14 protein-coding genes are annotated in these 14,262 nt (G+C 75.8%); 7 read left to right on the forward strand and 7 right to left on the reverse strand.

All coding sequences use genetic code 11. The features are described from left to right. Positions 1-62 precede the first annotated feature (62 nt). Genes ACFT55_RS13005 through ACFT55_RS13035 form a run of 7 tightly spaced genes read right to left on the reverse strand, consistent with a single transcriptional unit; the run spans position 63 to position 6,212 of the window. A complete protein-coding gene (locus ACFT55_RS13005) occupies positions 63-650 on the reverse strand; it encodes a Dps family protein (protein WP_380244255.1) in 588 nt (195 codons plus the stop codon). Between the two features lie 39 nt (positions 651-689). After that, positions 690-1,274 (reverse strand): hypothetical protein, encoded by a 585-nt coding sequence (locus tag ACFT55_RS13010; protein ID WP_380244256.1) that lies wholly within the window; start codon positions 1,272-1,274, stop codon positions 690-692. Next, complete coding sequence (locus ACFT55_RS13015) at positions 1,271-2,599, reverse strand: DUF58 domain-containing protein (protein ID WP_380244257.1); 1,329 nt, start codon at positions 2,597-2,599, stop codon at positions 1,271-1,273. Before ACFT55_RS13015 ends, ACFT55_RS13010 begins: the two co-directional genes overlap by 4 nt. Next, the gene (locus tag ACFT55_RS13020; RefSeq protein WP_380244258.1) at positions 2,596-3,633 is read right to left on the reverse strand and encodes an AAA family ATPase; all 1,038 of its coding nucleotides are present in this window, start codon (positions 3,631-3,633) and stop codon (positions 2,596-2,598) included. Before ACFT55_RS13020 ends, ACFT55_RS13015 begins: the two co-directional genes overlap by 4 nt. Next, complete coding sequence (locus ACFT55_RS13025; protein WP_380244259.1) at positions 3,630-4,184, reverse strand: hypothetical protein; 555 nt, start codon at positions 4,182-4,184, stop codon at positions 3,630-3,632. Before ACFT55_RS13025 ends, ACFT55_RS13020 begins: the two co-directional genes overlap by 4 nt. Next, positions 4,181-4,930 (reverse strand): DUF4129 domain-containing protein, encoded by a 750-nt coding sequence (locus ACFT55_RS13030; protein ID WP_380244260.1) that lies wholly within the window; start codon positions 4,928-4,930, stop codon positions 4,181-4,183. The genes ACFT55_RS13025 and ACFT55_RS13030 overlap by 4 nt, the downstream gene beginning before the upstream one ends. A gap of 10 nt (positions 4,931-4,940) precedes the next feature. Next, the gene (locus tag ACFT55_RS13035; RefSeq protein ID WP_380244261.1) at positions 4,941-6,212 is read right to left on the reverse strand and encodes a DUF3866 family protein; all 1,272 of its coding nucleotides are present in this window, start codon (positions 6,210-6,212) and stop codon (positions 4,941-4,943) included. Positions 6,213-6,246: 34 nt separating this feature from the next. On the opposite strand from ACFT55_RS13035, the gene ACFT55_RS13040 reads away from it, so the two are divergent. The 7 genes from ACFT55_RS13040 to ACFT55_RS13070 all read left to right on the forward strand — a co-directional run bounded on the left by ACFT55_RS13040 (position 6,247) and on the right by ACFT55_RS13070 (position 14,171). After that, a complete protein-coding gene (locus tag ACFT55_RS13040; RefSeq protein ID WP_380244262.1) occupies positions 6,247-7,398 on the forward strand; it encodes a helix-turn-helix transcriptional regulator in 1,152 nt (383 codons plus the stop codon). Beyond that, positions 7,391-8,452: a helix-turn-helix transcriptional regulator gene (locus ACFT55_RS13045; protein ID WP_380244263.1), complete on the forward strand. Its 1,062-nt coding sequence runs from the start codon at positions 7,391-7,393 to the stop codon at positions 8,450-8,452. Before ACFT55_RS13040 ends, ACFT55_RS13045 begins: the two co-directional genes overlap by 8 nt. A gap of 5 nt (positions 8,453-8,457) precedes the next feature. Continuing rightward, on the forward strand, positions 8,458-8,850 hold the full coding sequence (locus ACFT55_RS13050) for a hypothetical protein (RefSeq protein ID WP_380244264.1): 393 nt from the start codon (positions 8,458-8,460) through the stop codon (positions 8,848-8,850). A 96-nt stretch (positions 8,851-8,946) separates the two neighbouring features. Further along, positions 8,947-9,258: a Sec-independent protein translocase subunit TatA gene (tatA, locus tag ACFT55_RS13055; RefSeq protein ID WP_380244265.1), complete on the forward strand. Its 312-nt coding sequence runs from the start codon at positions 8,947-8,949 to the stop codon at positions 9,256-9,258. A 36-nt stretch (positions 9,259-9,294) separates the two neighbouring features. Next, on the forward strand, positions 9,295-10,035 hold the full coding sequence (gene tatC / locus ACFT55_RS13060) for a twin-arginine translocase subunit TatC (protein ID WP_380244268.1): 741 nt from the start codon (positions 9,295-9,297) through the stop codon (positions 10,033-10,035). A gap of 37 nt (positions 10,036-10,072) precedes the next feature. Beyond that, positions 10,073-11,140, forward strand: a complete 1,068-nt coding sequence (locus ACFT55_RS13065; RefSeq protein WP_380244266.1) for a diacylglycerol/lipid kinase family protein — start codon at positions 10,073-10,075, stop codon at positions 11,138-11,140. A gap of 97 nt (positions 11,141-11,237) precedes the next feature. Beyond that, positions 11,238-14,171 (forward strand): DEAD/DEAH box helicase, encoded by a 2,934-nt coding sequence (locus ACFT55_RS13070; RefSeq protein ID WP_380244267.1) that lies wholly within the window; start codon positions 11,238-11,240, stop codon positions 14,169-14,171. The last annotated feature ends 91 nt before the right edge of the window (positions 14,172-14,262 follow it).

Here is a 14,262-nt window from a genome sequence, read left to right on the forward strand (position 1 = left end):
TCGTCACCCGCGGCACCCCTCCGACGTGTGGCGGCTGCTGGCCGCCCGGTGTCGCCCGGTCGCTACTTGTTCTTCGTGGTCCGGGAGGTCTTGGCGGCCCCGGCGGCCTTGCGCGCGGCGGCCTTCTCCGTGGTGGCGCCCGCCGTCGACAGCTCACCGCCCGCGCTCTCGAGGTGGGCGCGGACGAACCAGTGGAACAGCTCGAGCTCGTGCAGGTGGCCGATGAGGAGGTCGTTGGTGACGTCGTCGAGCTCCTCGGTGTCCTTCGCGGCCTTGCGGTGCGCGGTGATGACGCCCTCGTAGACCTCGTCGAGCGCCCCGAGGTGCTCGATCGCCGAGGCGCGGCGCAGCGAGTAGTCGTCCCAGGCCCGTGCCGCGACGAGCGCGCCCGGGGTGCCGACCGGGGAGACGCCCAGGGTGGCGATGCGCTCGGCGACGGCGTCGGTCATGGCGCGCACCGCGTCGACCTGGGGGTCGAGCATCTCGTGGACGGCGATGAAGTGCGGCCCGACGACGTTCCAGTGCACGTGCTTGAGGGTGAGGTGGAGGTCGGTCAGGGAGTTGAGGCGCTCCTGCAGGATGGCCGCCACCTCGGCACCCTGGGCGGGGGTGAGGGAGGGAACGGTGTAGCGGGGGGTGCTGTCGGCCATCGGAAGTTTCTCCGTCCTCGTCGCGGGTGCGCGCGGGTCTCAGCGCGCCTCGCCATCGTCGCGCCGCACGCCGGTCCACGCGAGCGCAGCCAGAGCGGCCACGCCGAGGGCCACCAGCCAGGCGACAGGGCGGCCGGCGAGCGCCCATGCCACGCCGGCGAGGGCGAGGCTGGTGCCGAGGAGCGCGGCGTCGCGCGCGAGAGTCCGGCGCAGGGCGGCGAGCTCGACGCGGTCGATTCCGGCGAGGACGCGTGCCCACCAGCCGAGCCGGGTCACGACGTACCCGAGGGGTGCGAGCCACAGCACCGCGGGGTCGAACGGGGCCGCGGTCGAGCCGAGGAGCAGCAACGCCGCTGTGACGACCGCGACGTGCGCGGGGGCGGGGCCGGGGCGGAGGGCGCCCCAGGTGGCGAGGACGACGGCGACGACGGTGTAGAGGTCGGTGAGCAGGGTGGTGCGGGCGCCTGCGCCGACGACCAGCGTGAGCACGGCGACGGGGAAGGCGGCGCGCAGGGTCCAGCCGGGGAGAGCGGGCCCGGTGCCGACGCCGACGACGGGGAGGGGGCGTCCGGTGCCGCGGCGGGCCTGCCACCAGGCGCGCACGGGTGCGAGCGGGCTGGTCATCGGGTGCCCACGCCGCTGCGGTGGCGCTCGGCGGCCCGGACGAGGGCTTCGAGCCGGAGGGTCGCGTCCTGGCGTGCGTCGCCTGCCCAGCGCACGACCGGCGCTCCTGCGGCGGCGGCTCGCCGGAGCCGGTCGTCCCGTTCGGCCCGGGTGACCCGCCAGGCGAGGCGCATGTGCTCCTCGCGGGCGCCGCGGACGTTGGGGAGGGTGTCCACGAGCACGACGGGGTGGCCGCCGGCTACCCAGGCGCGCAGGAGCTCGACGGGTTCGTCGTCGAGGACGGTGCTGAACAGGTAGACGATGGCGTCGGCGGGGACCTGCGGTGCGCGCAGGCGACGCTGCGGGGTGCCGCGGGGGCTGCTCAGCGCGAGGGCGTGCAGGACGCGGCGCAGGTGTCGGCGGCCCGCGGCCGGGGGGAGGGGGCGTCGGCGGCGGCCGAGGTCGTCGACGCCGACGCGGTCGCCGCCGGTGATGAGCGCGTTCGCGACCGACGCGGCCGCGTGCCGGGCGAGGTCGAGGGAGGTGGGTTCGTCCACGCGGAGCGGGCCGGTGCCGCGCCAGGTGCGCAGGTCGGGGCCGACGTCGTCGCGGGAGTCGACGACGAGGACGGCCGTGGCCTCGGCCGTCGCGTAGGTGCGGCGCACGTAGAGGGTGTCCAGGTGGGGGGAGCGGCGGGCGGTGGTGCGCCAGTCGATGCGGCGCAGCCGGTCGCCGGGCGTGAACGGGTGCACGTCGCGCAGCTCGTTCCCGTCACCGAGGCGGCGGGAGGTGTGCGGGCCGGTGAGGCCGCGCAGGCGCCGTGGGACGGGGACCCGGCCCAGCGGCAGGGCGGTGGGCAGCACGAGCCGGTCGGGGGCGGTGACCGAGACGGGGTCCTCGGCTGTCCCGCCGCCTGCGCCGTAGCCGCGGGCGTCGACGTGGAACGTGCGCTGGGGACCGGTGCGGACGGTGCGCAGGGTGAGGGCGAGCTCGCGCGGGGTCGCGGCGACGACGACCCCGGTCGGGCGGTGCCCGGGGGCGTAGACCCTGGCGTGCAGGAGCTCGGCTTCGTCGGGTGGGTCGAGGTGCAGGGTCGCGCGCAGCTCGCCCGGGGCGGCGGGACCTCCCGCGGGCTCGATCGTCACGGTGGTCACCGTGGTCAGGGCGGGCTGCGCCGTGGTGCGGCGTGCACGGGGCCGGCCGGCCCACAGCGCGGCGAGCAGCGGTGCGACGCCGAGCAGGGCGACGTCGGCGCGGCCGACGAGCAGCCCCAGCCCGAGGACGAGCGTCCCGGCACCGATGCCGGCTGCGGCCTGGGGGCCCCGCCGCCACACGGCGCCGGTCACCTCTCCCGGCCGACGGTGGCGGGGCCCGGCACGGAGGCGAGGAGCTCTGTCACGACGTCCTCCGCACGGACGGCGGACGCCCATGCGGTGGGGGTGAGGGTGAGGCGGTGGGCCAGGACGGGTACGGCGACGCGCTTGACGTCCTCGGGCAGGACGAAGTCGCGCCCGTCGAGCACGGCGACCGCGCGGGCGAGGAGCAGGAGGTTCTGGGAGCCGCGGGGGGAGGCGCCGACCTCGAGTGCTGGGTGCCGCCGGGTGGCGGCGGCGAGGTCGACGCAGTAGCCCGCCACGTCGGCGTCGACCTCGGTGGTCTCGACGCCGGCCTGCATGGCGAGCACGGTGGCGGCGTCGACGACCGGACGGACGGGCGCGGCCTCCTGGCGTCGTGCCACGCGGCGCAGGAGCACGTCCTGCTCCTGGGCGCGGTCCGGGTACCCGACGGCGAGGCGGACCATGAACCGGTCCAGCTGCGCCTCGGGCAGGGGGTAGGTGCCCTCGTACTCCACGGGGTTGGAGGTGGCCATCACGTGGAAGGGGCGCGGCAGCGGCCGGCTCGCGCCGTCGACGGAGACCTGACGTTCGGCCATCGCCTCGAGCAGCGCGGACTGCGTCTTGGGGGGTGTGCGGTTGATCTCGTCGGCGAGGAAGAGGCCGGTGAACACGGGCCCGGGGCGGAAGACGAAGCTGCGCGTGGCCGGGTCGAAGACGGACGAGCCGGTGATGTCGCTGGGCAGCAGGTCGGGGGTGCACTGCAGGCGGGCGAAGTCGAGCCCGAGCGCCGCGGCCAGCGACCGGGCCGCGAGGGTCTTGCCCAGGCCGGGCACGTCCTCGAACAGCACGTGCCCGCCGGCCAGCACCGTGGCGAGGGCGAGCTCGAGCGAGTCCCGCATCCCGACGACGGCGGTGCCGACCTCGTCCAGGACACGACGCCCCGCGGCGGCGACGTCGGCGACGGGGAGCGGTCGGGCGGCGAGGTCGACGTGCGGCTCGACGTGCGGCTCGATGGGTGGCTCGGTGGGCGGCTCGACGGTCATGGGCGGGGCCTTCCTGCAGGGCTGACGGGCGGTTCGGGGCTGACCGGGCTGGTGGTGCGGGGTGTGGCGGACGGGTGCGCGACGGCGGGAGCGTGGAGCGTCTCGACCGCGTCGAGCCACCGGTGCACCTCCTCCCGGGTGACCTGCCGCCGGGACGTCAGGCCGGAGACGACGTCGCTCCCGAGGAGGCGCGCCGCCGTGTCCCGACCTTCGCCGGTCGAGAGGTCCACGCCGGCGGCGGACAGTCGTGCGGTCGCGAGCTCGCGGACCCGCTGCAGCACCCGCTCGCCGACCGCGCCGCTGCGCGTGAACGTCGCCCAGCCCAGCTCGCTGACGTCGTTGCGGGCGCCCTCGCGCTCGTCCGCGGGGGGATCGGGCCACGGCGTCTCGTCGCCGTCGTCGAGCCGGCGCCACAGCACGACGGCGGCTGTGACCACGACGACCAGGAGCGCCGCGTGGAGCAGGTCGAGCGCCCCCGTGACGGTGAGGACGGCGGTGGCCGCGAGCGCCGGGAGGGCGACGGTGAGCAGCGTGCGTGCGGGGCCGGTCATGCGTCGGGGGCCGCGGTGGGTGCGGTGGGGTCGAGGGCGCGGGCGATGTGGGACAGGGCGGTGCGTGCGGCGTGGACGTCGTCGGGGCCGACGGGGCGGTCGGTGAAGCGGGCGTGCTGGTACAGGCGGCGGAGGGTGTCGACGTCGGTGGGGGGCACGGTGCGGCCGTCGTGGCGCTGGGTGGTGAGGAGGTGTGCGGTGAACTCGGTCGCGGTCTGGGCGGGTGTGCGGGTGGTGCCGTGCGTGGCGGCGGTGTCTTCGAGGGCGACCCAGGCGGCGACGACGGCGTCGTGCGGGGTGGCGGCCTGGTCGACGTGGGCGAGGGCGGTGGCGACGGCGTCCTGGAGCTGGGTCAGGGACAGGTCGGTGGGGGTGCCGGTGGTGGGGGTGCCGGGGGCGAGGGGGTCGGGGTCGTCGTCGTCGGGGTCGGGGAGGGCGCGCAGGATGCGGCGGGTGAGGACGACCAGGAGGTAGGCGAGGAAGAGTGCTCCGGCGATGCTGAGTGCGACGACGAGCCAGGTGATGACGTCGAAGCTGGCTTGGGGGCGGTCGCTGGGCAGGAGGTCGCCGGGTCGGCGGTCGACGACGGGGTCGCTGGCGGTGGGTGCCGGCAGGACGAGGTCGGGGACGCGGGCGCGCCAGGGGGTGGCGGTGGCGGCGCCGAGGACGACGAGGGCGACGAGGAGCGTGACCGTGAGGGGTCGGGTGGCGGGTCTGCGGGGTGGCCTCGTCGGTGGGGCTGCCATGGGGGTGACGTTATCGGGTGGTGCTGGGGGGTGGGGTGTCCTGGTGGGTGAGGCGGGTGGCGTGCATCCCGGCGACGGCGGCGGTGACGAAGGAGGCGGGGTCGCCGTCGAGTCGGCGTCCCATGGTGGACAGGCGCGCGGGGCTGGTGCGGAGCGTGTCGAGCAGGGCGGTGTCGGCGGGGATGTCGACGAGGTGGTGGCGGGGGGTGAGGGTGGTGGCCTGCTCGTGGACCTGGCGGGTGAGGTCGGGGCCCCAGGCGGGGAGGTTCTCGAGGTCGTCGGTGGGGTGGGGCACGGGGATGTCGGCGGCTGCGAGCGCCACGCGGCCGTAGGCGGTGAGGCTGTGGTGGGAGATGCCGCGGTGCCGGTCGCGGGGGTCGGCGCCGGAGACGCGCAGGGAGGCGACGGGCCGGCCGCGGAGGGTGGCGGCGGCGTTGACGGCTTCTCCTGCGGCGACGCCGGAGAAGCCCCATCGGGTGCCGGTGCCGAGGTTGCCGGGTCCTTGGGCGACGACGACGAGGTCGGCGTCGCAGACGTGGCGGGCGGCGAGGAGGCCGGTGTGCACGGTGACGGCTTCGAGGTCGCCGCCGAAGGCTTGGCCGACGGTGATGGTGGCGGTGAGCCAGCCGGTCTCGCGCAGGGTGGCGACGGTGCGGGAGAAGGCGGCGGGCAGGGCGCCGCCGTCGGTCATGACGTAGGCGATGCGGGGGTGGGGGCGGCCGGCGAGGTCGGCGGCGTGGCGTGCTCCGGCGGCGATGGCGGGCAGGGCGGAGTGCAGGTCGGCGACGACGACGGGGAGGTCGGCGAGGTCGTCGGCGTCGCGGAGGGTGTCGTGGTGGTCGGACTCTTGCTCGTCGACGCCGAGGACCATGGCCTGCAGGGGGGTGTAGCGCGCTTTGACGAGGTGTCCGGGGCCGGGGGGCGGGTCGGTGGGCAGGGTGGTGGGGCTGGTGCCGGCGGGGCCGGCGGGGCCGACGACGAGGGCGTAGCCGCCGGTGCCGAGCCCGCGGGCGAGGGCGGAGACGTTGAGCAGGAGGCGGTCGCCGACGTCGGGGTCGCCGACGAGGGTGGTGTAGGCGAGGCCGCGTACCTCGCCGGGGGCGGTGGTGAGGTCGCGGGCGGGCAGGGGGGTGTCGAGGCGCAGGGTGACCTCGCGTGCTCCGGTCCAGGTGGCGCCTCGGGCGGTGACGGTGCCGGTGCGCCAGGTGACGTGCCCGGTCGGGGTGTCGTGGGGGGCGTCCTGGGGGGCGTCGGGCTGGGGCGGGTGCGGCGCTGTCGTCACCCGTCCGAGGCTACCGGCGACTAGGTTGGTCCCGATGCCTGCGAACCCTGTGGACCCGGCCTCCGGCCTGCCGGCTGCCGCGCCTTCTGACCCTGCGCCGTCGTCGCGGGGGACCCCGCCTGCCGAGCGGCTGCTGAACCTGGTGATCGCGCTGGTGAACACGAGCGCGTCGATGACGAAGCAGCAGGTGCGTGCGGGGGTGGCGGGGTACGGGGACGCGCCGTCGACGGAGGCGTTCGAGCGGATGTTCGAGCGGGACAAGGACACGTTGCGAGCGCTGGGGATCCCGATCGTCACGGTGGACGCGGGCGGGCACAGCGACGAGGTCGGGTACCGGATCGACAACGACGCGTACGCGCTGGGTGCGGTGGACCTCACGCCTGCGGAGCTGGGCGTGGTGGCGCTGGCGGCGCAGCTGTGGTCGGACAAGACGTTGCGCACGGACATGTCGCGGGCGATGACGAAGCTGCGGGCGGCGGGTGCGGGCGAGGTCGCGGCGGACGCGGTGGCGGGTCTGGCGCCGCGGGTGCGGGCGGCGGGGGATGCGTACGTGCCGTTGCTGGAGGCGGTCTCGGAGCGGCGCGACGTGTCGTTCCGGTACCGGGCGGCGAGCACGGGGCAGGAGCTGACGCGGCACGTCGAGCCGTGGCGGATCGCGGCGCGCGGCAGCGGCTGGTACCTGGTGGGCTTCGACCGGGCGCGGGGCGCGGCGCGGGTGTTCCGCCTCTCGCGCATCTCGGGCCGGGTGCGGGTGGGGTCGCAGCCTGGTGCGTTCGACGTGCCGGAGGAGGTCGACGTGGACGCGATGCTGGGGGAGCGGGTCGGGGTGCTGCAGCGGGCGGTGCTGGCCGTGGTGGCGGAACGGGCGCAGGCGTTGCGGGCCCGTGCGCTGCCGGCGGGCGAGGGCTCGGGCGGGGAGGCGCGCGCGGACGGCAGGGACGTGGTCGAGGTGGAGTTCCGCAGCCTGTCGGCGTTCGCGGACGAGGTGGCCGGGTACGGGGCGGCGGTCGTGGTCCTGGAGCCCGCCGGCCTGCGTGCGGACGTGCTGCGCCGGTTGACGGCGGCGGCGACGCTCGGCACCGAGCACCCCGAGCACGACACCGGGAACGACGCCGAGCACCACACCGGGCACCACACCCGGGACGACGCCGGCAACGACACCGCGGAGGAGGGGACGGATGGCTGAGCGCGCGGACGACCGGCTGGTGCGGCTGCTGGGCCTGGTCGCGTTCCTCGACGGGGCGGGACCGGTGCGGGTCGAGGAGCTCGCGGACCGGTTCGGCGTGACGCCCGGGCAGGTGCGCGAGGACGTCGACGCCCTGTGGGTCTCGGGCACCCCCGGGTACATGCCGGACGACCTCATCGACTTCGACGCCTACTCGCTGGAGGACGGCGTGGTGTCCCTGACGCAGGCGCGCGGCATGACCCGCCCGCTGCGCCTCGGCACCCGCGAGGCGGTCGCCCTGGTCGCGGCGCTGCGCGCCATGCACGCCTCGCCCGCGGTGCAGGCCGACCGCCGCCGCGCCGCCGTCGTCGCGTCCGCGCTGGACAAGCTCACGGCCGCGACCGGCGAGGCCGCAGGAGCCGTCGACGTCCAGCTCGAGGGCGAGGGCGACCCGCAGGTCGTGGCCGCCGTCACGACCGCGCTCGCCGAGGGCCGCCGCCTGCACCTGCGGTACGTGAACGCCGCGGACGTGACGTCCGAGCGCGACGTCGACCCGCTGCGGCTGCTCACCCAGGACGGCGCGATGTACCTCCTGGGGTGGTGCCTGCGCGTGTCCGGGCGCCGCACCTTCCGGGTGGACCGCATCCTCGCGGCCGACGTCCTGGACGAGCCCGCCGCGCAGCACGACGTCGCGGTCGCGGGCGACCTGGGCGCGGACGTGTGGGCGTCCGTCGCGCACCGCGGCGCCCCCGAGGCGACGCTGCGGCTCGCGTCCTCGGCCCGGTGGGTCGCCGAGGAGGTGCCGGCAGAGTCGGTGCGCGACCTGCCCGACGGCACCGTCGAGGTGCGGCTGCGGGTGACGAACCCGGCATGGCTGCGCCGCCTGCTGCTCGCGAACGCGCCCGACGTCGTCGCCGCCGACCCGGCCGACGTCGCCCGCGACGTCGCGCAGGCCGCCCGCGACGCCCTCGACGCCTACGCCACCACCACCAGCACCGCCAGCACCGCCAGCACCGACATCGAGGCCGCGCGGGCGACGCCGGTACCGGACGACGCACCCGGGACCGTAGGCTGACCGGCATGTGGGGCTGGATCTGGGCCGGGCTGGTCGTGGGCACGCTCGTCGGCGCGTTCCTCGTGGGACGACACCTGTGGCGTGCCGGGACGCGGACGCTGCGCGAGGCGTCCCGCGCCGGGGAGCTGCTCGGCGCCGCCTCCGACCGGATGGCGACCGCGGTCGCCCAGGCCGAGGCACACCGCGCCGACACCTCCCCGACGCTGTTCGACGACCCCGTCGTCCTGCGGGAGCGGGTCGCCGAGCAGCGCCGTCGCCGCGCCGAGCGGGCCGCCGCCCGACGCGCACGCCAGCAGGTCACGGCGCAGGGCTGGGGCACCGAGCGCTGGCTGCGGCGCCGCACCGCCGAGAAGGCGGCACAGGGCGCCGCCCGCCGCCCGCGCACCACCTCCCGATGACCTGCGTGTGACGCTCGACACCCAGCACTCCCAGGACCCACTAGGGTTGACCACGACAGACCGCTCACGGGCGGACGAGAACGAGGAGCCATTCTCATGGGCATGCTCAAGCCCTGGCACATCATCGTGCTGGTGATCGTGATCCTGCTGCTGTTCGGGGCGCGCAGGCTCCCTGACCTGGCGCGCAGCGTCGGCCAGTCGCTGAAGATCTTCAAGTCCGAGGTCAAGGACCTCACGGACGACGGCAAGCTCAACGACTCCAACGAGCCGCCGGCCGACCCCACGGCACAGACGCCGACCAGGCCGGTCGCCGGCAGCGCCACCCCGCCCACGGCCGCACCGCCCGCAGCGGGCGCCGGCCAGGAGCACATCCCGGGTCTGATCGACCCGAACCACCCGCGGGGGTAGTCGGTGCCCGGAGACACCCGGGACCCCGAGGGGCGCATGCCCCTGCGCGAGCACCTGCTGGAGCTGCGCAAGCGGCTCTTCCTCGCCGCCTGCGGGCTCGTGGTCGGTGCCGTGGCCGGATGGGTCCTGTACGAACCGCTGCTGTCCGCGCTGCAGGCACCACTCGCCGTCGCCGCGCAGGAACAGGGCAAGACGATCGCGCTCAACTTCACGGGCATGGCCTCGGCCCTCGACATGAAGATCAAGGTCGCGCTGTTCCTGGGCGTGATCGTGTCCTGCCCGTGGTGGCTGTACCAGCTGTGGGCGTTCATCACACCCGGGCTCACCCGCAAGGAGAAGGGGTACGCGTACGGGTTCCTCGGCGCGGCCGTCCCCCTCTTCCTGGGTGGCGCCGCCCTGGCGTGGTGGGTGCTGCCGCACGCCGTGGACATCCTCGCGGGCTTCGTCCCCGAGGGCGCGACGAACTTCACCGACGCGCAGGGGTACCTCAGCTTCGTGATGCGCCTCGTCCTCGCGTTCGGGATCGCGTTCGTCTCGCCGGTCTTCCTGGTCGGGCTCAACATGGCCGGCGTGCTGCGGCACGAGGCCCTCGCCAAGGGATGGCGGTGGGCCGTGCTCATCGCGTTCGTGTTCGCTGCGGTGATGACCCCCACCCCGGACGCCCTCACGATGATCTTCGTCGCAGCCCCGATCTGCGTGCTGTACTTCGGCGCCCTCGGGCTGTGCGTCCTGCACGACCGGCGCGTCGACAAGCGCAGGGTCGCCCCCGCTGTCTGAGGCACCACCGCCCGCGACGACCTCCCGCCGCCTGGGCGTGGTCGTCAACCCCACAGCCGGCAAGGGACGGGCCGCGAGCGCCGGCACCGGCGTCCTGGAAGGGCTGCGGCGCGCCGGGCACGACGTCGTCGACCTGTCCGGGCCCGACGCGGGCACGGCGCTGGGACGTGCCCGCGCCGCCGTCGCGCCCACCGACCGGTCCGCGGGCCTCGACGCGCTCGTCGTGGTGGGCGGCGACGGCATGGTCCACCTCGGCGCCCAGGCCGTCGCCGGCACCGGCGTCCCGCTCGGTGTCGTGCCCGTGGGCACCGGCAACGACTTCGCCGCCACCCTCGGCCTGCCCGTGCGCGACCCCGCGGCCGCCGGCCTCGCCCTGTGCCGGGCGCTGGACGCCGGCGCCGCCGGACGGCGCGCCGTGGACGCCGCGTTCGTCACCGGCCCTGGCGTGCCCACGGGTGGACGTTGGGTCGCGGGCGCCGTGTCCGCAGGGCTCGACGCCGCCGTGAACGCCCGCGCCAACCTGCTGCGCCACCCGCGCGGCAGCGCCCGCTACACCGTCGCCGCGCTCCTGGAGCTGGTGCGCTACCGGCCGTGGTCCTACCGGCTCACGTTCGAGGGCGTCGTCGACGCCGGTGCGCACGCCGCTGACCTGGCCACCCGCCGGCGGGCCGCCGGGCGTCCTACGTCCCGGCCCCGGCCGGGCGACGCGCTGCGCCTGTGCCCCGGCCCCGCAGGCACCGTGACCTGGACGGGACGTGCCGCGCTCGTCACCGCCGCCAACGGCCCCCAGATCGGCGGCGGGATCCGCGTCGCCCCGGCGGCGGCCGTCGACGACGGCCTGCTCGACGTGCTCGTCGCCACCGACCTGTCCCGCCCCGGCGCGGCCGCCGTGTTCCCCAGCATGTTCACCGGCGGGCACGTGCACCGGCGCAAGGTGCACGTCGTGCGGACGCGGGCCCTCACCATCGAGCCCGGGCCCGACGCGCACGCCGACGGGGAACGCGCCCTGCCGGTGGCGCACGCCGACGGCGAGCGCCTGGGACCCCTGCCCCTGCGTGTCGAGGTGCGTTCCCGCGCCCTCCAGGTGCTCGTCGCGCCCCGCTGACGTCCGCCTCGGACGAGGACCCGCACGAGGACCCGCACGACGCCCCGCACGACGCCCCGCACGACGGGACGTCGGGTGCGACGCCTAGGCTGACGCCATGACCGCCCACCCCCGCCCCGACGCCGACCAGGACGTCCTCAGCCCGGCCGAGCGGTACGCCGCCTCGCGGGCCCGCAGCGCACGTGACCGGGCCGACGCCGAGGGCGAGCTGCGCCGCTTCCGCCAGGTCGTCGGCTTCGAGCTCGACCCGTTCCAGGTCGACGCGTGCGTCGCCCTGGAGGAGGGTCGCGGAGTCCTCGTCGCGGCCCCCACCGGAGCGGGCAAGACGGTGGTGGGGGAGTTCGCCGTCCACCTCGCGCTCGTCCAGGGCGGCAAGGCGTTCTACACCACGCCCATCAAGGCGCTGAGCAACCAGAAGTACACCGACCTCGTCGCGCGGCACGGGGCGGCGAACGTGGGCCTGCTCACGGGTGACACGTCGATCAACGCCGGCGCCCCCGTGGTGGTGATGACCACCGAGGTGCTGCGCAACATGCTGTACGCGGGCTCCTCGGCGCTCGACGGGCTCGCGTACGTCGTCATGGACGAGGTGCACTACCTCGCGGACCGGTTCCGCGGGCCGGTGTGGGAAGAGGTGATCATCCACCTGCCCGACCACGTGCAGCTGGTCTCCCTCTCGGCGACGGTGTCGAACGCGGAGGAGTTCGGCGACTGGCTCGCCACCGTGCGCGGCGACACGGCCGTGGTGGTCAGCGAGCGCCGGCCGGTGCCGCTGTGGCAGCACGTGGTGGTGTCGGCGCCGGAGCCGCGTGGTGGTGTGCCGCGGCTGATGGACCTGTACGCGGGTCACGTGGACCCGACCGACCCGGGTACGAATCCGCCGATCAACCCGGACCTGCAGGCCATGTTCCGCGTCTCGGCGCGCGCGGAAGGGTCGGGCGGGCACCGGGGGCGCGGGGACCGTGGCTACCGGGGCCGGGGCGGGCGGCAGGGCTCGGGCCCGGTGCCGCACCGGCGCACGCCCCCGAGGTTCGCCGTCGTGGACTCGCTGGACGCGGACGCGCTGCTCCCGGCGATCTACTTCATCTTCTCCCGTGCCGGGTGCGACGGGGCGGTGCAGCAGTGCCTGCGCGCGGGTCTGCGGCTCACGGACGCGGCGGAGGAGGCGGAGATCCGGCGTGTCGTGGAGGAGCGCACGGCGACGATCCCGACCGAGGACCTGGACGTGCTGGGGTACTGGGAGTGGGCCCAGGCGTTGTCGCGGGGGGTGGCGGCGCACCACGCGGGCATGCTCCCGGTGTTCAAGGAGACGGTGGAGGTGCTGTTCTCCCGCGGGCTGGTGAAGGTCGTGTTCGCGACCGAGACGCTCGCGCTGGGCATCAACATGCCTGCCCGCTCGGTCGTGCTGGAGAAGCTGGTCAAGTGGGACGGCACGGCTCACCAGCCGGTGACGCCGGGGGAGTACACGCAGCTGACGGGTCGTGCGGGGCGGCGGGGGATCGACGTCGAGGGGCACGCGGTGGTCGTGGACCACACGGGGCTGGACCCGGTGGCGCTGGCCGGTCTGGCGTCCAAGCGGCTGTACCCGCTGCGCTCCAGCTTCCGCCCGACGTACAACATGGCGGTCAACCTCGTGGGGCAGGTGGGCCGGGAGCGGGCACGTGACGTCCTGGAGACCAGCTTCGCGCAGTTCCAGGCCGACCGGGGCGTGGTGGGCCTGGCGAAGCAGGCGCAGGCGCACGCGGAGGCCATGGAGGGGTACGCGACGGCGATGGCGTGCGACCGTGGCGACTTCGCGCAGTACATGGGGCTGCGGGTCGCGATCAAGGATCGCGAGAAAGAGCTGTCGCGCGCGGCGACGGGTGCCCGTCGTGCGGACGCGGTGGCGTCGTTCGAGGCGTTGCGGCGCGGGGACGTGGTGGAGGTGCCCTCGGGTCGGCGGCGCGGCTACGTCGTCGTGCTGGACCCGGGGCGCGACGAGCGCAGCTTCGACGGCCCGCGTCCCACGGTGCTCACGCAGGAGCGGCAGGTCAAGAAGCTGACGCTGGCGGACGCTCCCGAGGGGGTGCAGGTCGTCACGACGGTCCGCATCCCGAAGTCGTTCAACCAGCGGCGCCCGGACCAGCGTCGCGACCTGGCGTCGAGCATGCGCAACGCGCTGGGTGCCTTCTCCGGGGACGCGGGCACCGGCCGTCACCCCGGCCAGCACCCGGGAAAGCACGGCGGTGCGTCGTCGGGCGGTCGCCCGGGCCGGCGGTCGGACGCGGCGTCCGACGGCGAGCTGCAGCGGCTGCGTGCTGCGCTGCGGGCGCACCCGTGCCACGGCTGCCCGGACCGGGACGACCACGCCCGGTGGGCGGAGCGCTGGGAGCGGCTGCGGCACGAGCACGAACAGCTGGTGCGGCGCGTGGAGGGGCGTACGGGGTCGATCGCGCGGACCTTCGACCGCACGTGCGACGTGCTGGAACGCCTGGGCTACCTCGCGCCGTCCGCGGGCGAGGACGGCACGACGGCGCTCGGGGTGACGCAGGACGGGCGCTGGCTCGGGCGGCTGTACGCCGAGGACGACCTGCTGCTCGCCGAGTGCCTGCGCCGCGGCATCTGGGACGAGCTGGACGCCCCGGGGCTCGCTGCGGCCGTCTCGACCGTCGTGTACTCGGGGCGCCGTGAGGAGGCGGCGGAGCCGTTCGTGCCGGGTGGCCCGCACGGTCGTCTCGCCCAGGTGCTGGACGCGACGACGCGCACCTGGTCGGAGGTCACCGACCTGGAGGCTGCGCACCGGCTGGAGGCGACCGGGCCCCTGGACCTGGGGCTGGTGGCGCCGGTGCACCGGTGGGCGTCGGGCAGGAACCTGGACGCGGTGCTGCGCGGCACGGACGTGGCCGCGGGCGACTTCGTGCGCTGGTGCAAGCAGGTCCTCGACGTGCTGGACCAGCTGGCGAAGGCGGCCCCGCGTCCCGCCCTGCGGGCCACGGCCCGCAAGGCGCAGACCGCGGTGCTGCGCGGCGTCGTCGCCTACTCCAGCGTGTGACCGACTGAGCGCGCGCGGGTGGGCTCACGCCCACCCCCGCGTAGTTAGACGAACCCGTCTGCGATCTGCGCGGGTCGGCGGTGGGCCGGTG

Origin of the sequence: Isoptericola sp. NPDC057191 (assembly GCF_042670225.1) — a bacterium.
GTDB lineage: Bacteria > Actinomycetota > Actinomycetes > Actinomycetales > Cellulomonadaceae > Isoptericola.